The organism is Rhodovibrio salinarum DSM 9154 (genome assembly GCF_000515255.1).
Taxonomy (GTDB): domain Bacteria; phylum Pseudomonadota; class Alphaproteobacteria; order Kiloniellales; family Rhodovibrionaceae; genus Rhodovibrio; species Rhodovibrio salinarum.
The window spans coordinates 1,594,213-1,609,473 of sequence record NZ_KI911559.1 but is presented as its reverse complement, the minus strand read 5'-3'; the positions used below and the strand labels follow the sequence as shown (position 1 = coordinate 1,609,473).

The following is a 15,261-nucleotide window of genomic DNA, read 5'->3' as shown; positions in this document are numbered from 1 at the left end:
GGACCCGGGTTTATCCGCCGGATTTTTTCGATGCATCGCGGTGATCTCGCTCTGTTGACCGGTGGGAAAGAGGCTTACGCCAAATCAATCGAAGTTAACGTCTCGGAAACCCGCACGTCATTATTCTGGACAGTGACTCATGGTTTACTTAATCTTTCACCGATTCGCGCGGGTGCGGGATAGATGATGTCAAGGGGGCGAGTGGTGATCCGGAACCTCATCCGACAGGTGGCCAAGCGTGTACGTCACAGTGCGGCTGCGATCGGCGTTGTGGTCGTCGCAGGCGTGGTGCTTGCCCAACCGGGCGAAGCGCAGGCCCGCTACGCCGCCCTGGTGATGGATGCAGATACGGGCACGGTGCTGTACGCCGCAAACGCGGATACACGCAACTACCCCGCGTCACTCACCAAGATGATGACGCTGTACATGACATTCGAGGCCCTCGACCAGGGGCGCCTGACGCTGCATCAGCGCTTGCCGGTCAGCCGTCGTGCCCAGGGCATGGCGCCATCCAAGCTGTACCTGCACGCCGGCGAGACGATCTCGGTTCAGAACGCGGTGCTCGCACTGGTCACCAAGTCGGCGAATGATGCCGCAGTGGTGCTCGCGGAAGCGCTCGGCGGTGCGGAGTGGAAATTCGCCCGCATGATGACCGAGCGGGCGCGGGCGCTTGGGATGAAGCGCACGACCTTCCGCAATGCCTCCGGCCTGCCGAACCGCCATCAGCTGTCGACCGCGCGCGACATGGCCACCCTCTCGCGCGCGCTGATCTACGACTTCCCGGAATACTACCACTACTTCTCCACGACCCGCTTCAGCTACAACGGCCGGGCTTACGGCAACCACAATAACCTGCTGGAGGAATACCGCGGAACCGACGGCATCAAGACCGGCTATATCCGCGCCTCCGGCTTCAATCTGGCTGCCTCGGTCGTGCGCCAGGGTCGTCGGCTGATCGCCGTGGTGTTCGGCGGCCGCACCGCCCGCTCGCGCGATCAGCACATCATGGCCCTGCTGGACAAAGGGTTCGCGAAGGCCCGGCAACTGCGCACCATCCCCGTGGTCGCCCCGCCGCCGCGCAAGCCGGTACAGATCCTGCGCACCGCCAGCAAGGCCGACGAGGTCAAGGTCGCCGCGGCCGGGTCGGGCGTGGTGCCGGTGCCGCCCGCCCGCACCGGCATCCAGCAGGCAGACCGGACGGCGCTGCGCGACAAGGTGGCCCGCGTCGTCGATGGCCTACCGGTCCCGGGCTACGGTCGCCCGGAAGAGGTTCAGGTTGCCGCCCGCGAAACCTCGAACGCCGAGGGCCGTTATGCGGTGCAGGTCGGTGCCTATCGGGACGCCGCGCCCGCGCACGTCGCCGCCGTGCGGGCCGGCAACGCTGTCCCGCAGATCCTGGGCACGAGCGAGGTATCGGTCAGCCGCATTCGCGGCGATCAGGGTCCGCTGTACCGTGCCCGCCTGACCGGTCTGGACCGCACGGATGCCGAGCGTGCCTGCCGTGCGCTGGTCGCCCACGGGACAGACTGTCTGGTGATCCAGCCACGCGGCGGCGTCGAGGTTGCCTTCAACGCCAAGTAAGATATCCATCCCGGCAGTTCGCGACAGAACGCCCCGGTGCCCATCGCATCGGGGCGTTTTGCTTGCCGGGCGCGCGTGCTAAGCCGTTTGCCATGAAAGCCGCGATCTTCGAAAACTTCCGCACCCCGCCGGAGGTGCGCGAAGTCCCCGACCCGGACTGCCCCGCCGATGGCGCCCTGGTGCGGGTGCATGCCTGCGGCGTCTGCCGCTCGGACTGGCACGCCTGGACCGGCAGCGACCCGGATGTCGTGGCTCCGCACGTAGGCGGGCACGAATTCGCCGGCGTGGTCGAGCGGGTTGGACGTCACGTCGAACGCGTGCGCCCGGGCGACCGCGTCACCGCACCGTTCATCCTCTCCTGTGGCCGTTGCCAGACCTGCCGGGGCGGCGATGCAACCGCCTGCGACCGACAGGACGTGATCGGTTTCACCCGCTGGGGCAGCTTTGCCGAGCTGGTCGCCGTGCCGCGCGCCGACTTCAACATGGTCGCCCTGCCCGACCAACTGCCGGCGGTCGCCGCCGCGGGGATGGGCTGCCGGGTGACCACGGCGTTCCGCGCGCTGGCAGACCGCGCCCGTCTGCAACCCGGCGAGTGGCTGGTGGTGCACGGCTGCGGCGGTGTCGGCCTGTCGGCGGTCGCGTTGGGCGCGGCGATGGGCGCCCGCGTACTGGCGGTGGACATCGACGCCGCCGCGCTCGAACGCGCGGACGCACTGGGCGCCACACGCACGCTGAATGCCGGCTCGGTCGACGAGGTTGGCCATGCGGTGCGCACGATGACGGACGGCGGCGCGCAGGTTTCGCTCGACGCCCTCGGCATCACCGAGACCTTCCGGAACTCGCTCTATAGCCTTGCCAAGCTCGGCCGCCATGTGCAGATCGGCATGCCGCTCGACCGGCACGCGGAGCCGCCGGTGCCCCTGCTCGAACTGGTCTACGCCCGGCAAATCGCGATTCTGGGCACCCGCGGCATGGCGGCCGGCCGGTTCGACAATTTATTCGGCTTGATCGCTGGCGGACGCTTTGATCCCAGTCTTCTGGTCGAGCGCACGATCCCCCTGTCCGGTGTCGCCGACGCGCTGGCCGCGATGAACGGCTATACCAGCCCGGGCGTCACGGTGATCGACCGGTTCGACGCCTGAACGCGCCTTACGCCGCGGCCGTCGTCATGCGGTCATCGCCTTCGTCGAGGCCGGCGTCTGCGATCGCGCGGCGGTCGAGGTGCACGTTGGGGCGGGGCTGATCGACGCCCTGATGAATGACATCCTGCAGGCGACGGCGCGCCAGCCAAGGCGTGTCGAGGGCGATCGGCAGGCCATCGCTGCGGTGCATAAGCCAGGTGTTCAGCATCTCCCGCACTTCCGGCTTGCCGGTGCGCTGCCAGCGGCGGAAGTTCCAGGGCTCGCGCGTGGCCGCATCGCGATGGGTCGGCCGAAACGCCCAGGGGCGCAGGCGCTGGCGACGCTCATCGAACGCCGTGACCCGTTGCGGCAGGTACCACGGTCCTTCGAAATGCGCGATCCAAGTGAGCGCATGGGCGTCCATGCCCTCCACGAACACGCCCGAGACACGCCCATTCAGCTCCGGGACCAGGACCGGATAATCGCCATACCTCGCGGCGAAGCGGCGATGGTGGATCAAGACCCCCGGCGTCACGCGCAGCCCCTGGGCACGCGCGCCCAGCACATGCTGACGCAGCTCGCGATCCATCAAAGTGCCGTAGAAGAAGAACAGCATGCCGCGCACTCCCATCCGCAAGAACGTCGATGGCCGGGAGTCCGGCCTGCATAGCCGGCGCGCATACAACCACGCCAACTCGGGCGCCTAGATGTAGGGCGCTTGGTCAGCGGCGTAAAGCTGTCCGCTTGTGCCTTAGAGAAACTGGTGCTGCGGCAGCCGCCAGCTAGACCTTGTAGGCGAGCCGCACGCCGCCCCAGTGGCGACCATTGACGAAGATCGGGGCGGACACGTCCTTCATCATGACGTAGCTGTCGCCCATGTCGCGGCGGTAGGCCTGCAGCAGGAACGGGTCGGTGTTTCGGCCGGCGGCCAGACCGACCCGGTCGTTGAAAATCCGCCGGTTGCGGCAGTTCGCGGCGTTCCACACCGGGTCCTTGCCCTGCGGCTTGGCGAACTTCTTGTTGTGAGTCGGCAGGTAACCGTTGTTGTCGACACAAACACAGAACACGATCTTGCTGTCAAACTGCAGCATCGGCTCCTGGATCTGCGGCAGCACGCGGTCGCAGAACTCGGTGAACGCCGTCTTAACCTGCTCGGGGTCGGTCCCCGGAATCGGCTGGTAGTTGCGATCGAACAATTGCTGCTGGGTGATATTGCCTTCACGGATCGCAGCCTCGAACAGTTGGCCGACCCCGGAGGCCAGATCCTTCACCTTCTTGATGAACGGTGTGTCGACCGTCTCCGTGTCGGTCTGCGCGGTCAACTGAACCACCCGCTGGCTGGCGAGGGTCAGGTTCTGCGCCCGGTCGCGCGACTGCCGCATGGTCTCGCTCGTGGTGTCGACCCGGTCGGACAGCGCGGTCGCGCTTTCAAGCAAGCCCCCGCAGCGGGATTCGATGGTTTCCGCGGCCTCCGCAATGTCGGCGACGCCGGTCTGCATGGTGGTCATCGCGCCGGCGACGGTGTCGATCACCTGGCCGATCGTCTGAGTTCCCGAGCGCACGGCTTCGGCCCGCTTGGTGGACTCCTCGCCCTGCCCGATCAGCTGGCTGGCTTGTTCGGTCAGTTGCTTCAGCGTCTCGTCAATCTGCCCGGTGGCGCGGCTGGTCTGGCCGGCCAGCTGCTTGACCTCCTGGGCGACGACCGCGAAGCCCTTGCCGGCCTCGCCGGCGCGCGCGGCCTCGATCGTGGCGTTGAGCGCCAGCAGGTTGGTTTGCTTGGCGATCGCGTTGATGCCCTCGGCGACCTCGCCCACCTGAGCGAGGGCGTCCTGCAAACCGTTCAACTGCTCCTGGATGACCGTGACCGCTTCGACCAGGTCGTGAATATCCTTGAGCGAGCTTTCGACGGTCCCGCGCGAGTGCTCGACCTCGTTCGCTGCCTCCTCGGCGGTGCCGCGGCTGGCGCGTGCGTTCTCCGCAATCCGGCCGTTCGCCTGAGAGACCTGATCGACACTGTCGCGCAGCTGATGCAGTTCTTCCGATTGCGCAGCCAGCGCCTTGCTTAGATCGTCGATCCCGCCGGCAACGTCGGCAACCTCGATGCCAAGCCCGCCGCTTTCCTCGGCGAGTCTCTGCAGGATCGCGCGATCACGCGCGGCCTCTTGCGCCCCCGGTTCACTCATCACCCCGCCCTTTCAACACAAACCTCATCGCTCCGCTCCGCCCTTTATGGGCGGTTTTTCAGGTTGTGTTGAAGTGTGGGCGAACAACGTTAATCGGCGGTAAATGCACACCAAAGACGTGCAAAAACGGAAGCGGCCCAACGTTTGGTCGCCGGCGCGGCGCCTACAGATCCCCTGGGACTGCGATCCCCGATTGCTCAAGCTGATCGCGCAGCAGATTCTTGACGCGCTGCAGGCCGGCTTCGTCATGCGCTTCGCAGCGGGCGACCAGAACATCCTGGGTATTGGAAGCCCGCAAGAGCCACCAGCCGTCTTCGGTGACGACCCGGACACCGTCGATGTCGATCACCTCCGCATCACTGCTGGCCAGGCGCTGCTTGACCTCCTCGGCAACCTTGAACTTACGGTCCTCCGGGCAGGGAAAGCGGATTTCGGGCGTATTCACGACCTTGGGCAAGCCGTCCCGGAACGCACTCAGGTCCTGGCCCGTCCGGGTTAGGATGTCGAGGATGCGCAAGGCGGCGTAAAGCGCGTCGTCGAAGCCATACCAGTCTTCCTTGAAGAAGATATGGGCGCTCATTTCGCCCGCGACCGGGGCGCCTTCCTCCAGCATCTTCGACTTGATCAGCGAATGCCCGGTCTTCCACATCACCGGGCGGCCGCCCTGGCGCGCGACCTCGTCGAACAGGATTTGGCTCGCCTTGACGTCCGCGATGATCGGGGCGCCCGGGTTGCGCTGCAGGACGTCACGGGCGATCAGCGCCATCATCTGGTCGCCCCACAGGATCCGCCCCTGGCCATCGATCAGCCCGATGCGGTCGCCATCGCCATCGAACGCGAAGCCCAGGTCACACCCGTCCGTCCGCACGGCCTCCTGCAGTTGCTCCAGGTTTTCCGGCACCGTCGGGTCGGGATGGTGCGCCGGGAAGGTACCATCGACGGTCGCGTTGAGCAGGCGGTGCTGACCGGGCAGCCGGTCGGCCAGCTTGACCAGCGCATCGGCAACCGCACCATTGCCCGCGTCCCAGGCGACCTTGAACCGGTCGGCGACCTGAATGCCGCGTAGCAGGCGGTCGACGTAGCGGTCCATCAGGTCGACGTCCTCGGCCGCCCCGTCGCCCGTCGCGAACGCGCCTTCGGCGGCGATCCGGCCGAGCTGCTGGATGTCCTCGCCGAAGAACGACCGCTTGCCGAGCATGATCTTGAAGCCGTTGTGATCCGGCGGATTGTGCGAGCCGGTCACCTGAATGCCGCCGTCGGTGTCCAGCTCGTTGACCGCGTAGTACAGCATCGGCGTCGGACCACGGCCGATCCGCACAACGTCGCAGCCGCCCGCACGCAGTCCCTGCTCGACCGCCTCCGCCAGTTCCGGCGAGGACAGGCGGCCGTCATAGCCGAGCGCCAGCCGCCTGCCGCCATTGTCCCGAACGATCGTGGCAAACGCCTGGCCCAGTGCCCGCGCGTCGGCGACGTGCAATGTCTGCCCGACCACGCCGCGTACGTCATATTCCCGCAGAATCGTCGGATCGAAGCGATGCGGTTGCGGCTGAGTCATCCAAGATCCTCCCGGGTCGTGCCATCGCCGATCAGCGCGCCGGGCTTGTCGCGACCAAAGGCGCGGCCGATGCAGGTGTAGTGGAAGCCCTGCTCCCACATCTCCGTGGGATCGTAGATATTGCGCAGATCAACCACCGTCGGCGCGTTCAGCGTCTCCTTGATCCGGCTCAGGTTCAGGTTCCGGAACTGGTTCCACTCCGTCAGGATGACCAGCGCGTCCGCCCCCTGCATCGCCTCGTAAGGCTCCTGACACCAGGTGACGTCGGACAGCAGCTCCTGCGCCGCCTGCATCCCCTCGGGATCGTGCGCACGCACACGGGCACCGGCCTGCTGCAAGGCGGGCACGACCGCCAGACTGGGGGATTCCCGCATGTCGTCGGTGTTGGGCTTGAAGGTCACACCGAGCAGCGCAACCGTCTTACCGGCGACGTCGCCGCCCATGTGGGCGATGATCTTATCCGCCATCGCGCTTTTGCGGCGGTCGTTGACGTCGACCACCGTCTCCACGATCCGCGTCGGCGACCCGGCCTGCTGGGCCGTACGGGTCAGCGCGAGCGTATCCTTCGGAAAACAGGAGCCGCCATAGCCCGGCCCGGCGTGCAGGAACTTCCGCCCGATCCGACCGTCCAGGCCCATGCCGCGGGCGACGTCGTGGACATCCGCGCCGACCGCTTCGCACAGATCCGCGATCTCGTTGATAAAGGTGATCTTGGTCGCAAGGAAGGCGTTGGCGGCGTACTTGGTGAGTTCCGAGGTCTCCAGCGAGGTGAAGATGATCGGTGTCTCGATCAGGTAGAGCGGCCGGTAGAGCGCGCGCAGCACGGTCTGCGCCCGCTGGGTCTCCGCCCCGATGATCACCCGGTCGGGGCGCATGAAATCCCCGATCGCCGAGCCCTCACGCAGGAACTCCGGATTGGAGGCGACCTGCAGGCGCTTGTCCGGCGCCGTCTCCTGCAGGATCTGCTCGACCTCGCGGCCGGTGCCCACCGGCACGGTCGACTTGGTGACGACCACCGTTTCCGGGTCGGCCGCCGCCGCGATCTCGCGGGCGGCGTCGTAGACATAGGTCAAATCCGCATGACCATCGCCCCGGCGCGACGGCGTGCCGACGGCGATGAACACCGCATCGCAGCCCTGCACTGCCGCCTTCATATCGGTGGTGAAACTCAGCCGACCGGCGCTCTCGTTGCGGGCGACCAGGTCTTCCAGGCCGGGCTCGAAAATCGGAATCTGGCCGTCGTTCAGCCGTTCGATTTTGTTCGCGTCACGGTCGACGCAGACAACCTCGGTCCCGAATTCGGAGAAGCAGGCACCGGAGACGAGGCCGACGTAACCGGTGCCGATCATGGCAATGCGCATGGCGCGGGCTGTTCCTCAAGCAAAGGCCGCCGGGTTGCCCCGGCTGACGGAAAAAAGCGGATCGGTGAGCGCTACAGATCCCGGGCGAACGCGCGGATCAAATCGGCCGTGGCGTCCTTCGTCTCCGGGTGGTCCAGGGCGAACGCCATCGTGGCGGCGACGTAGCCCGCCTTATTGCCGCAGTCGTAGCGCGTGCCGTCAAACCGCAGGCCATGGAACGGCACCTCGCCGATCGTCTCCGCCATGGCGTCGGTCAACTGAATCTCGCCGCCCTTGCCGGCCTGCTGCTTGTCGAGTTCCCGCATCACCCGTGGGTCGAGCACATAACGACCGATAATCGACAGGGTCGACGGCGCCTCACGGGGGTCGGGTTTCTCGACCAGGCCCTTGGCCGCGGCCAGCCGGCCATCGTCCTCGGTGACATCCAGGATGCCGTAGCGTGCGGTCTGCTCGCGCGGCACATCGATCACCGCGGCCACGTTGCCCCCAACCTGGGCGTGGACATCGACCAGTTGCTTCAGGCACGGCGTGTCGGCCTTGATCAGGTCGTCCGGCAGCACGACGGCGAACGGCTCGTCGCCGACCGCCCGACGCGCGACCCAGACCGCGTGGCCCAGGCCCAGCGGATCTAGCTGGCGCAGCGACTGTACCGACCCGGCCGGCAGATTGGTGTGGCGGACCGCCGCCAGTTCGCGCGTCTTGCCGCGCTGCTCCAAGGTGTCCTCAAGCTCGACCGCGCGGTCGAAGTGGTCCTCCAGCGCGTCCTTGCCGCGGCCGGTGACGAAAATGAACTCCTCGATCCCCGCCTCGCGCGCCTCCTCGACGGCGTACTCGATCAGCGGCCGGTCAACCACTGGCAGCATCTCCTTCGGTACCGCCTTGACGGCCGGCAGCACGCGCGTGCCGAGTCCGGCGACTGGAAATACCGCTTTGCGAACACGTGTCATATTTACTGCCTGATTAACCTTGCGTGTGAACGGCGCTGTATCGCCCGCCAACCGAGCAATTCCCGCCTTCTCGTCACGGTGGTTGATGCCATACGCCCCCCTGGACCGCAAGGTGCGCCACGCAACGGCCACGGGGGCCGCCGGGGCCTCAAGTTTCAGTCGCCGATCAGCACGCGCTTGGCTTCGTTCAGCTTGGCAGCGAACCAGTCAGAGCCGCCGGCATCGGGATGCAGTTTCTTCATCAAACTTCGGTAGGCGTGCTGAATATCCGCGCGGCTGGCGCCTTCCTCCAGCCCCAGGATCTCCAACGCCTCTTCCCGCGTCATCGCCCCGCCGCCGCGCCTGGCGGCAGCGCTGTCGCCGGCGCGCGCCCCGCCGTCTCCCGCATCCGCGTCGGCTACGTCGTGCCAATCCTCGCCATGTACCTTGTCCAGGTAGGCCTCGATCACCGCCGCCGACTGCGCATCCTCGGCCTGCGCCGCGCGCCACAGCTCGACCAGTTGCGCCAGGGACAGGTCTTCCACGCGACACCCGGCGTAAGCGCCCTCCAACACTTCGCCCGACATCACCCCGGTCTCGTGTTCCAGGGTCATGCGCACAAACCGGGTTTCGACCGCGCTGGACTGGCTTGGGCTAGGGCCGCGGGCGTTGCGCAGCACGCTCTTGATCTGGCGCCAGCGACTCATGAGCGCGAACAAGGCCGGTAACGCGATCCAGGCCAGCTGGTACCGCCCCGCCCACAGCAGAAACAGGCCGAGGATCACCCCCAGAATGCCGCCCACCCAGGCGAGCGCCTTCAGGATCTGCCGGGGCTCCGCCTCGCTCGCCCACTTGAGCAGCAGCAGGATGCCGACCAACAGGCCGAGGCCGAGCAGGAAATAGGCGATCACGACGGCGTCCCTAAACGTTCGACGTCAGCGGCGCGAACGGTCTCCGACCGCCGGCTCACTTGATCTGATGGGTCAGCAGCTTGGCCATGCCGCCGCGCTTCGTCGAATAGTCGGCCAGCGCGCGCCGCCCGCCGGCGGCGAACACCGCCACGGCGGCCAGTAACTCGCGCAACTGTTTCGCCGCGGAGGCGTCGAAGGCGCAGCAGGCCCCGCCGCTCAAGCGCGCGATCTGCTCGAAGGCGTGACGTGCCGCCGGGTCGCGGCCTTCGTGGAAGGCGAACACCGGCACCTTCAGAAGCCCTAACTCGCCCGCAAGATGACAGAGGCGATCAACATCCTCCTCCATACAGTCGCCGACGAAGACGACCGCGTTGATCCGCCGCGCCTGCGCCTCCTTGCGGGCGTGCTTGAGCACCTTCTCGATCTGGGTCCGCCCGCCCAAGCAGCGCACGCCGGTCATACGCTTCAGCAGCGCGTCGGCATCCACGTACCAGTCGCTCGCCTCGAACTCGCCGAAGCCGCGATAATAGGCGAGCTGCACCTGCAGCCCGCCCAACGCCTTGGTTTCCTGGAACATCTCCGCCTGGGTGTGCATCGCCTGGTCCCAGGTCGGCTCGCGCGAGGCGGTGGCATCCATGGCGAAGATCAGCCGGCCGACCTCCCCCGGCTTACGCACGGTGGGTGTACTGCGAACCTGATCCAGGAACGCCTGCACGTCGCCGGAACTGTCCCCGCCGGTCTGCGGTGTGCCGCCGTCCGACCGGGTCGCCGGCCGGTTCTTCTGATCCCGCGCCATGGGATGGGCCCTCACGCTGACGATTGGCCTTTATGAAGATAGGTAGGCGCGCGCGGGGGAACCGTCCAGCGGTCCAGCCTACTCCGCGGCCGTCAGCGCCGCCTCGGTGCCGTGACCGATCTCCGCGAGTAGCGCGCGGACCTCCTGCCGGGCGGTCATGTGGGACATCGTCATATTCACGCCGGTTCCGCTCTCACGCAGGTCGAGCAGGGTCAGGCCCTTGGGGAACAGCTCGCGGAAGATCACCCGCTCGCCGAAACCCGGTGCGATGCGGAAGGAGATGCGCTTGGCCAACTGTTCCAAGAGACGGCCGACGTCGCGTTTGTTGCGCGCGTCCAGGTGGCTCAGGCGGTTGCGCATGACGATCCAGTCGATCGGGCGGCCACCGGCCTGGGCGCGTGCCTGACGCTGCTCCCAGACCATCTGGGAGTAGACGCTGGGCGAGAGGATCGTCTTCGCGTCGTGATCGATCCGCGCCAAGAGATCGAGATCGAGGAAGGAGTCGTTGAGCGGCGTGACCAGCGTGTCCGCCAACGTGTGGCCAAGGCGCGAAAGATGGCTATCGCTGCCCGGGGTATCGATCACCACGAACGCGCAGTTCGCCAGATCGTCCATCGCCGCGGAAAGAGCCTCGCGTTCGGCCGCTTCCGCGTCAGCACGGGTGCCGGCTTCCCGCGCCCGGTCGATCGTGCGCAACTCCGGCAGTTCAAGCTTCAGGTCGTTACGCTGGGCGAAGGTGCGGCGGTTCTCCACCTGCCGGGACAGCGTGCCCTGACGGGCATCCAGATCGACCGCCCCGACCTTGTGGCCGGCCTTCAATAGCGCCACGATCAGGTGCATCGCGGTGGTCGACTTGCCGGAGCCCCCCTTCTCGTTGCCGAGCACGATCACGTGCGGGCCACCGACCCGCGGCAATGGCGTGATAGCCGTCATTTAGTTACTTCCCCCGTTTGCGCCCCCAGATGTCGTAGTTTACCCGGAAGAGTCCGCAGCCGCAACGGCGCGCCGCCCGTACAGGCGCCAGGTGAAGTAGATCGCCAACGTCACCAGCACGATGCCCCCACCCGTCAAAGACAGCGCGCTCGCCCGCTCGCCCAGCGCGAGCCAAACCCACAGCGGACCCAGCACCGTTTCCAGCAGCATCAACAGGCCGACCTCGGGCGCGGTGATGTAGCGTGGGCCGATCGTGATCAGCCCAAAGGCGACCGGGACGACGAAGAAACCGAGCAGCGCCAGCACCAACCAGTCCTGCCCATTCGGGCTCCCTGGCGTAGCCGCTCCGATCAGCAACAGGACACCGGCGGCGATGAAGCCACCGAGGGCCGTCGCCGGGACCATGTCGATGTGCTTGCGATGGCGCAGGATGGTGAAGTTGCTGGCCAGGCACAGCGCGGTCACCAACGCGGCCAGGTCGCCATTCCAGGTTCCCTGGGCGAGGCCGTCCCAGAACACCACCGCAATGCCGCCCAGCACGATCACGGTCGCCGCCCAGGTTTCCGGGCGCACGCCCTCGCCCAGGAAGACGCGGCTCAGAATCGCGGCGAACAACGGCGCGGCAGCGATGATCACGAGCGTGTTGGCGGCGGAGGTGTGATGGATCGAGTAAACGAAGCTGATCATGTTGAGCGCGTAGATCTGCGCGGAGATCAGCCCCCAGCCGCCGACCGCGCGCACAGCCCGATCCGCCCGGCCGCGGTAGACCAGCGCCAGCACCGATGCCAAGGTGATTCCCATCAACAGCGCGCGCCAGAACACGGTCGTAAAAGGATCGACCGTGAGCAGACGCAGCAGCAGCGCGTCCGGCGACAGCACAAGAACACCCAGGGCTGTGATCACAAGCCCCTTGGCATGGTCGGACAGGGCGGACACGTCACGTCGCTCCTGGATCGTGGACTGGACTTGCGGATTGGGGCCGCAACGCAACCGTCTGGACCAGCAATCTGGCAAGGCAACCGAGCGGCACCTACCTGAACTGGACAAGGATCACGCGGCACACACCCAACGCAAACGGCAAGAGGTATGAGCGAGCAGCAGGCAAAGTTCAACGTGGGCCAGATAATCCACCACACGAAGTTCGGCTACCGCGGGGTTATCGTCGACGTCGACCCCGAGTTCCGCGGCAGCGAGCAATGGTATCAGGTGATGGCCCGCAGCCAGCCGCCCAAAGACAAGCCCTGGTACCATGTGCTGGTCCACGAGGCCACGCACCGCACCTACGTCGCCGAACGCCATCTGGAACCCGACGACACCGGCCAGCAGGTCGACCACCCGGAACTGGGCGACTTCTTCGATACCTTCGTGGGGGGCCGATACGCCCGGACACGGGCAGTCAATTAAAGGGTGCACCCGACACCGCGGGCTCTGCCAACGTCGATAGAGCCGCGGTCAAGGCCCGACCTCAACACGCCGGCGGTCAGGACATAAGCGCGTCGAGGTCAGCGCAAAAAAGACAAGCCTGACGCCACCTTAAGTGCGACGTCAGGCTTGCTATTCCATCGCGGGGTCTTGGCTTAGATCAAGCCGCCCGAACTTCCTGCAGGAAGGTATCGACTTCCGAGCGGAGGCGTTCAGCCTCGGCCTTCAGATCGTTCGACGCTTGCAGGACTTGATTAGCTGACGAGCCTCCGGTCGATGCAGCTTCGCTGACGCCAGAGATATTGCGGGAGACCTCATTCGCGCCTTCTGCCGCCTGCTCGACGTTGCGGGCGATCTCACCGGTGGCGCTTTCCTGCTCCTCCACAGCCGAGGCGACGGTGGTGGTGATCTCGTGCATCTCGCTGATCCGGGTGATGATCTTCTGCAATGCCGAAACCGTGGAGGAGGTCGCCGACTGCATGCCGTTGATCTGCCGACCAATCTCCTCCGTCGCCTTGGAGGTCTGATTCGCCAGGGACTTCACCTCCTGTGCGACGACGGCAAAGCCCTTCCCGGCATCACCCGCACGGGCGGCTTCGATCGTCGCGTTCAGGGCCAGCAGGTTGGTCTGCTCCGCGATGTCGTTGATCAACTGGACGACGTCGCCGATCTCGCGCGCGTTGGAGTCCAGCTTCGAGACCACGGTGTTCGCCTCACCCGCCTCCTGGCTGGTGTCGTCGGCAAGGCGCGCCGACTGCGCGACCTGACGGCTGATCTCCTTGATCGAGGAGGAGAGCTCCTCCGTCGCACTCGCCACCGCGTTGACGTTCGCGGAAGCCTGGTCGGCAGCCGACGCGGCCGAGGTCGACTGGCGGGTCGTCTCTTCCGCCACCGAGGACATGTTGTCGGCGCTGGTCGAGAGTTCGTTCGTCGAATTATCGAGGGTCTTCAGAAGCTCGCCGATCGCCGCGTCGAAATTCTTCGTCAGCTCTTCGACTTTGCGCCCGCGCGCCGCCTGCTTCTCCTGCTGCTCGGCCGCCTCGCGCGCCATTTCGGCGTTGCGCTCCATCGCCTGTTTGAAGACGTCCACGGCCTGGGCCATCTCACCGATCTCATCGCGGCGATCGGTATCCGGGATGATCGCCGCATTGTTGCCATCGGCAAGTGCGCGCATGGCACCGGTCATGCGGACAACCGGCCCGCCAAGACCGCGATAGAGCCACACGCCCATCACCCCGGCGATCGCCAGGGCAAGCAGGCCGCCGATGGCTGCGGCGAAATATGTCCACACGAACGCCGTATGCTGCGCTTCGCTGCGGTCCTCGACGGCCGTAGCCGCCGCGCCGGTCAAATCTGTCAGCAACGTGTTAAACGCGTTCATCTCGGCGGCGCCCGCACCTGTCGCCCCAAGCGCACGGGCTTGCGACACCGTGTCCGGGTGCTGCATCAGCGAAATCTGCGGTTCGGCTGCCTCGGCGCGCCACTTAGCAATCGCCTGATCGAGCTCGCCGAGGCGCGCGCGAAGCGGATCGTCGGCCGGCACCATGGCGCGCAGATGGGCCATCTCAGCCTTATAGGTTTCCCGCCCGTCGCGGTAGGGATCGAGATCAACCGGGTCGCCACTGGCGACAAAGCCGCGGACGCCGTTCTGCTGGTCGGTTACGGCCGTTCCGATCGCATCAAGGGCGTCGAGGCGCTCCATCGTAAGCGCGGTCTCAGCCTGCATTCGGTCCGCACGGTTGATCTGCATCACAATAAACGCGAGGCACAGTGCCGTTACGATGGAAGTTAGACCGAATGCGAGCAGAATCTTCTTCGCGACGCCAAGGTCTCTCAGTTTTCCAAGCATGGTTCTTGCTCACACCAACCTAGAGGAAATAGTACCCACGCCTCAGCGCTGGGCAGATCGGGCATAAAGGGCCGCGATGTCGAGATTGACTTCGGCGGTGATGGCCCCGAGCTTTTCGCCCGTGTCGGGATCGGTCACGGTGACACTGACCTGTTGGGCCCGATGTCCGGTGCCGTCCTTCACCTCGACGTCGTTGAAGTAGACCGCATCGGGCCCGACGCCGAAGGTCTTCTGGAACTTGGGCTCGTCGCCCTGCCAATAGTCCGAGGGGACCGAGCTGATGCCGGCATTGAGCCCACGAACGTCCATCACGAAGACCTCGATGAACTGACCACCGGCTTCCACCTGCTTGTGCAGAAGGAAGTTCGACAGCGGCGCCCCCACGACCTGGGCGATCAACGGCCGCTTCTGGGACTCCCGCTGCTGCCGCCATTCGGCGTCCAAAGCATCGATGTCGGCCTGACTGATCGCGGCTGCCTTGGCTTTCCTATCCCGCAGGGTGATCAAGACAGTCGGATGATCTCTCCAGCTCTGGACCTCTTCGACCAGACGCTTTGGGATTTCCTCCGCCTGGGCGGAAGGCACCCCAACGGCCGTCGCGCAAAGAAGGCCGACGCACATCA

14 protein-coding genes are annotated in these 15,261 nt (G+C 66.1%); 3 read left to right on the top strand and 11 right to left on the bottom strand.

Features of this window, described 5'->3' with window-relative positions:
• Positions 1–204: 204 nt before the first annotated feature.
• A complete protein-coding gene (locus RHOSA_RS21155; RefSeq protein ID WP_215904995.1) occupies positions 205–1,581 on the top strand; it encodes a serine hydrolase in 1,377 nt (458 codons plus the stop codon).
• A 92-nt stretch (positions 1,582–1,673) separates the two neighbouring features.
• On the top strand, positions 1,674–2,723 hold the full coding sequence (locus RHOSA_RS0107480; RefSeq protein ID WP_027288180.1) for a zinc-dependent alcohol dehydrogenase family protein: 1,050 nt from the start codon (positions 1,674–1,676) through the stop codon (positions 2,721–2,723).
• A gap of 7 nt (positions 2,724–2,730) precedes the next feature.
• Here the strand turns inward: RHOSA_RS0107480 and RHOSA_RS0107475 are convergent, their stop codons facing one another.
• The 9 genes from RHOSA_RS0107475 to RHOSA_RS21140 form a co-directional block, all read right to left on the bottom strand.
• Entirely contained in the window at positions 2,731–3,318 is a 588-nt protein-coding gene (locus RHOSA_RS0107475; RefSeq protein WP_027288179.1) for a gamma-glutamylcyclotransferase family protein, read from the bottom strand.
• 166 nt (positions 3,319–3,484) lie between these two features.
• Positions 3,485–4,885 carry a methyl-accepting chemotaxis protein gene (locus RHOSA_RS0107470; RefSeq protein ID WP_027288178.1) on the bottom strand — a complete coding sequence of 467 codons (1,401 nt, stop codon included), beginning with the start codon at positions 4,883–4,885 and terminating at the stop codon, positions 3,485–3,487.
• A gap of 163 nt (positions 4,886–5,048) precedes the next feature.
• Positions 5,049–6,440: a phosphoglucomutase/phosphomannomutase PgmG gene (gene pgmG, locus RHOSA_RS0107465; protein ID WP_027288177.1), complete on the bottom strand. Its 1,392-nt coding sequence runs from the start codon at positions 6,438–6,440 to the stop codon at positions 5,049–5,051.
• Entirely contained in the window at positions 6,437–7,801 is a 1,365-nt protein-coding gene (locus RHOSA_RS21150) for a UDP-glucose dehydrogenase family protein (RefSeq protein ID WP_051431921.1), read from the bottom strand. Before RHOSA_RS21150 ends, pgmG begins: the two co-directional genes overlap by 4 nt.
• 71 nt (positions 7,802–7,872) lie before the next feature.
• Positions 7,873–8,748 carry a UTP--glucose-1-phosphate uridylyltransferase gene (locus RHOSA_RS0107455; protein ID WP_027288176.1) on the bottom strand — a complete coding sequence of 292 codons (876 nt, stop codon included), beginning with the start codon at positions 8,746–8,748 and terminating at the stop codon, positions 7,873–7,875.
• A 155-nt stretch (positions 8,749–8,903) separates the two neighbouring features.
• Entirely contained in the window at positions 8,904–9,638 is a 735-nt protein-coding gene (locus tag RHOSA_RS0107450) for a DnaJ domain-containing protein (RefSeq protein WP_027288175.1), read from the bottom strand.
• A gap of 55 nt (positions 9,639–9,693) precedes the next feature.
• Positions 9,694–10,434: a vWA domain-containing protein gene (locus tag RHOSA_RS0107445; RefSeq protein WP_027288174.1), complete on the bottom strand. Its 741-nt coding sequence runs from the start codon at positions 10,432–10,434 to the stop codon at positions 9,694–9,696.
• A 78-nt stretch (positions 10,435–10,512) separates the two neighbouring features.
• Positions 10,513–11,367: a division plane positioning ATPase MipZ gene (locus tag RHOSA_RS21145; RefSeq protein ID WP_051431920.1), complete on the bottom strand. Its 855-nt coding sequence runs from the start codon at positions 11,365–11,367 to the stop codon at positions 10,513–10,515.
• Between the two features lie 39 nt (positions 11,368–11,406).
• Positions 11,407–12,303, bottom strand: a complete 897-nt coding sequence (locus tag RHOSA_RS21140) for a DMT family transporter (protein WP_051431919.1) — start codon at positions 12,301–12,303, stop codon at positions 11,407–11,409.
• A gap of 150 nt (positions 12,304–12,453) precedes the next feature.
• Here RHOSA_RS21140 and hspQ point away from each other — a divergent pair, with 150 nt between their 5' ends.
• Positions 12,454–12,771, top strand: a complete 318-nt coding sequence (hspQ, locus tag RHOSA_RS0107430) for a heat shock protein HspQ (protein ID WP_027288173.1) — start codon at positions 12,454–12,456, stop codon at positions 12,769–12,771.
• A 178-nt stretch (positions 12,772–12,949) separates the two neighbouring features.
• Here hspQ and RHOSA_RS0107425 read toward each other — a convergent pair whose 3' ends face one another.
• Together RHOSA_RS0107425 and RHOSA_RS21135 are read right to left on the bottom strand one after the other, a co-directional pair.
• A complete protein-coding gene (locus RHOSA_RS0107425) occupies positions 12,950–14,515 on the bottom strand; it encodes a methyl-accepting chemotaxis protein (protein ID WP_169816608.1) in 1,566 nt (521 codons plus the stop codon).
• Between the two features lie 165 nt (positions 14,516–14,680).
• Entirely contained in the window at positions 14,681–15,259 is a 579-nt protein-coding gene (locus RHOSA_RS21135) for a hypothetical protein (RefSeq protein WP_051431917.1), read from the bottom strand.
• Positions 15,260–15,261 lie beyond the last annotated feature (2 nt).

What these genes read in the sequence shown, in the direction of transcription:
- RHOSA_RS21150 (WP_051431921.1), bottom strand. Translation starts at nt 7,801, where the DNA reads ATGCGCATTGCCATGATCGGCACCGGTTACGTCGGCCTCGTCTCCGGT.
- RHOSA_RS21135 (WP_051431917.1), bottom strand. Translation starts at nt 15,259, where the DNA reads ATGTGCGTCGGCCTTCTTTGCGCGACGGCCGTTGGGGTGCCTTCCGCC.
- RHOSA_RS0107480 (WP_027288180.1), top strand. Translation starts at nt 1,674, where the DNA reads ATGAAAGCCGCGATCTTCGAAAACTTCCGCACCCCGCCGGAGGTGCGC.
- RHOSA_RS0107455 (WP_027288176.1), bottom strand. Translation starts at nt 8,748, where the DNA reads ATGACACGTGTTCGCAAAGCGGTATTTCCAGTCGCCGGACTCGGCACG.
- hspQ (WP_027288173.1), top strand. Translation starts at nt 12,454, where the DNA reads ATGAGCGAGCAGCAGGCAAAGTTCAACGTGGGCCAGATAATCCACCAC.
- RHOSA_RS0107425 (WP_169816608.1), bottom strand. Translation starts at nt 14,515, where the DNA reads ATGCAGGCTGAGACCGCGCTTACGATGGAGCGCCTCGACGCCCTTGAT.
- RHOSA_RS0107445 (WP_027288174.1), bottom strand. Translation starts at nt 10,434, where the DNA reads ATGGCGCGGGATCAGAAGAACCGGCCGGCGACCCGGTCGGACGGCGGC.
- RHOSA_RS0107475 (WP_027288179.1), bottom strand. Translation starts at nt 3,318, where the DNA reads ATGCTGTTCTTCTTCTACGGCACTTTGATGGATCGCGAGCTGCGTCAG.
- pgmG (WP_027288177.1), bottom strand. Translation starts at nt 6,440, where the DNA reads ATGACTCAGCCGCAACCGCATCGCTTCGATCCGACGATTCTGCGGGAA.
- RHOSA_RS0107470 (WP_027288178.1), bottom strand. Translation starts at nt 4,885, where the DNA reads ATGAGTGAACCGGGGGCGCAAGAGGCCGCGCGTGATCGCGCGATCCTG.
- RHOSA_RS21145 (WP_051431920.1), bottom strand. Translation starts at nt 11,367, where the DNA reads ATGACGGCTATCACGCCATTGCCGCGGGTCGGTGGCCCGCACGTGATC.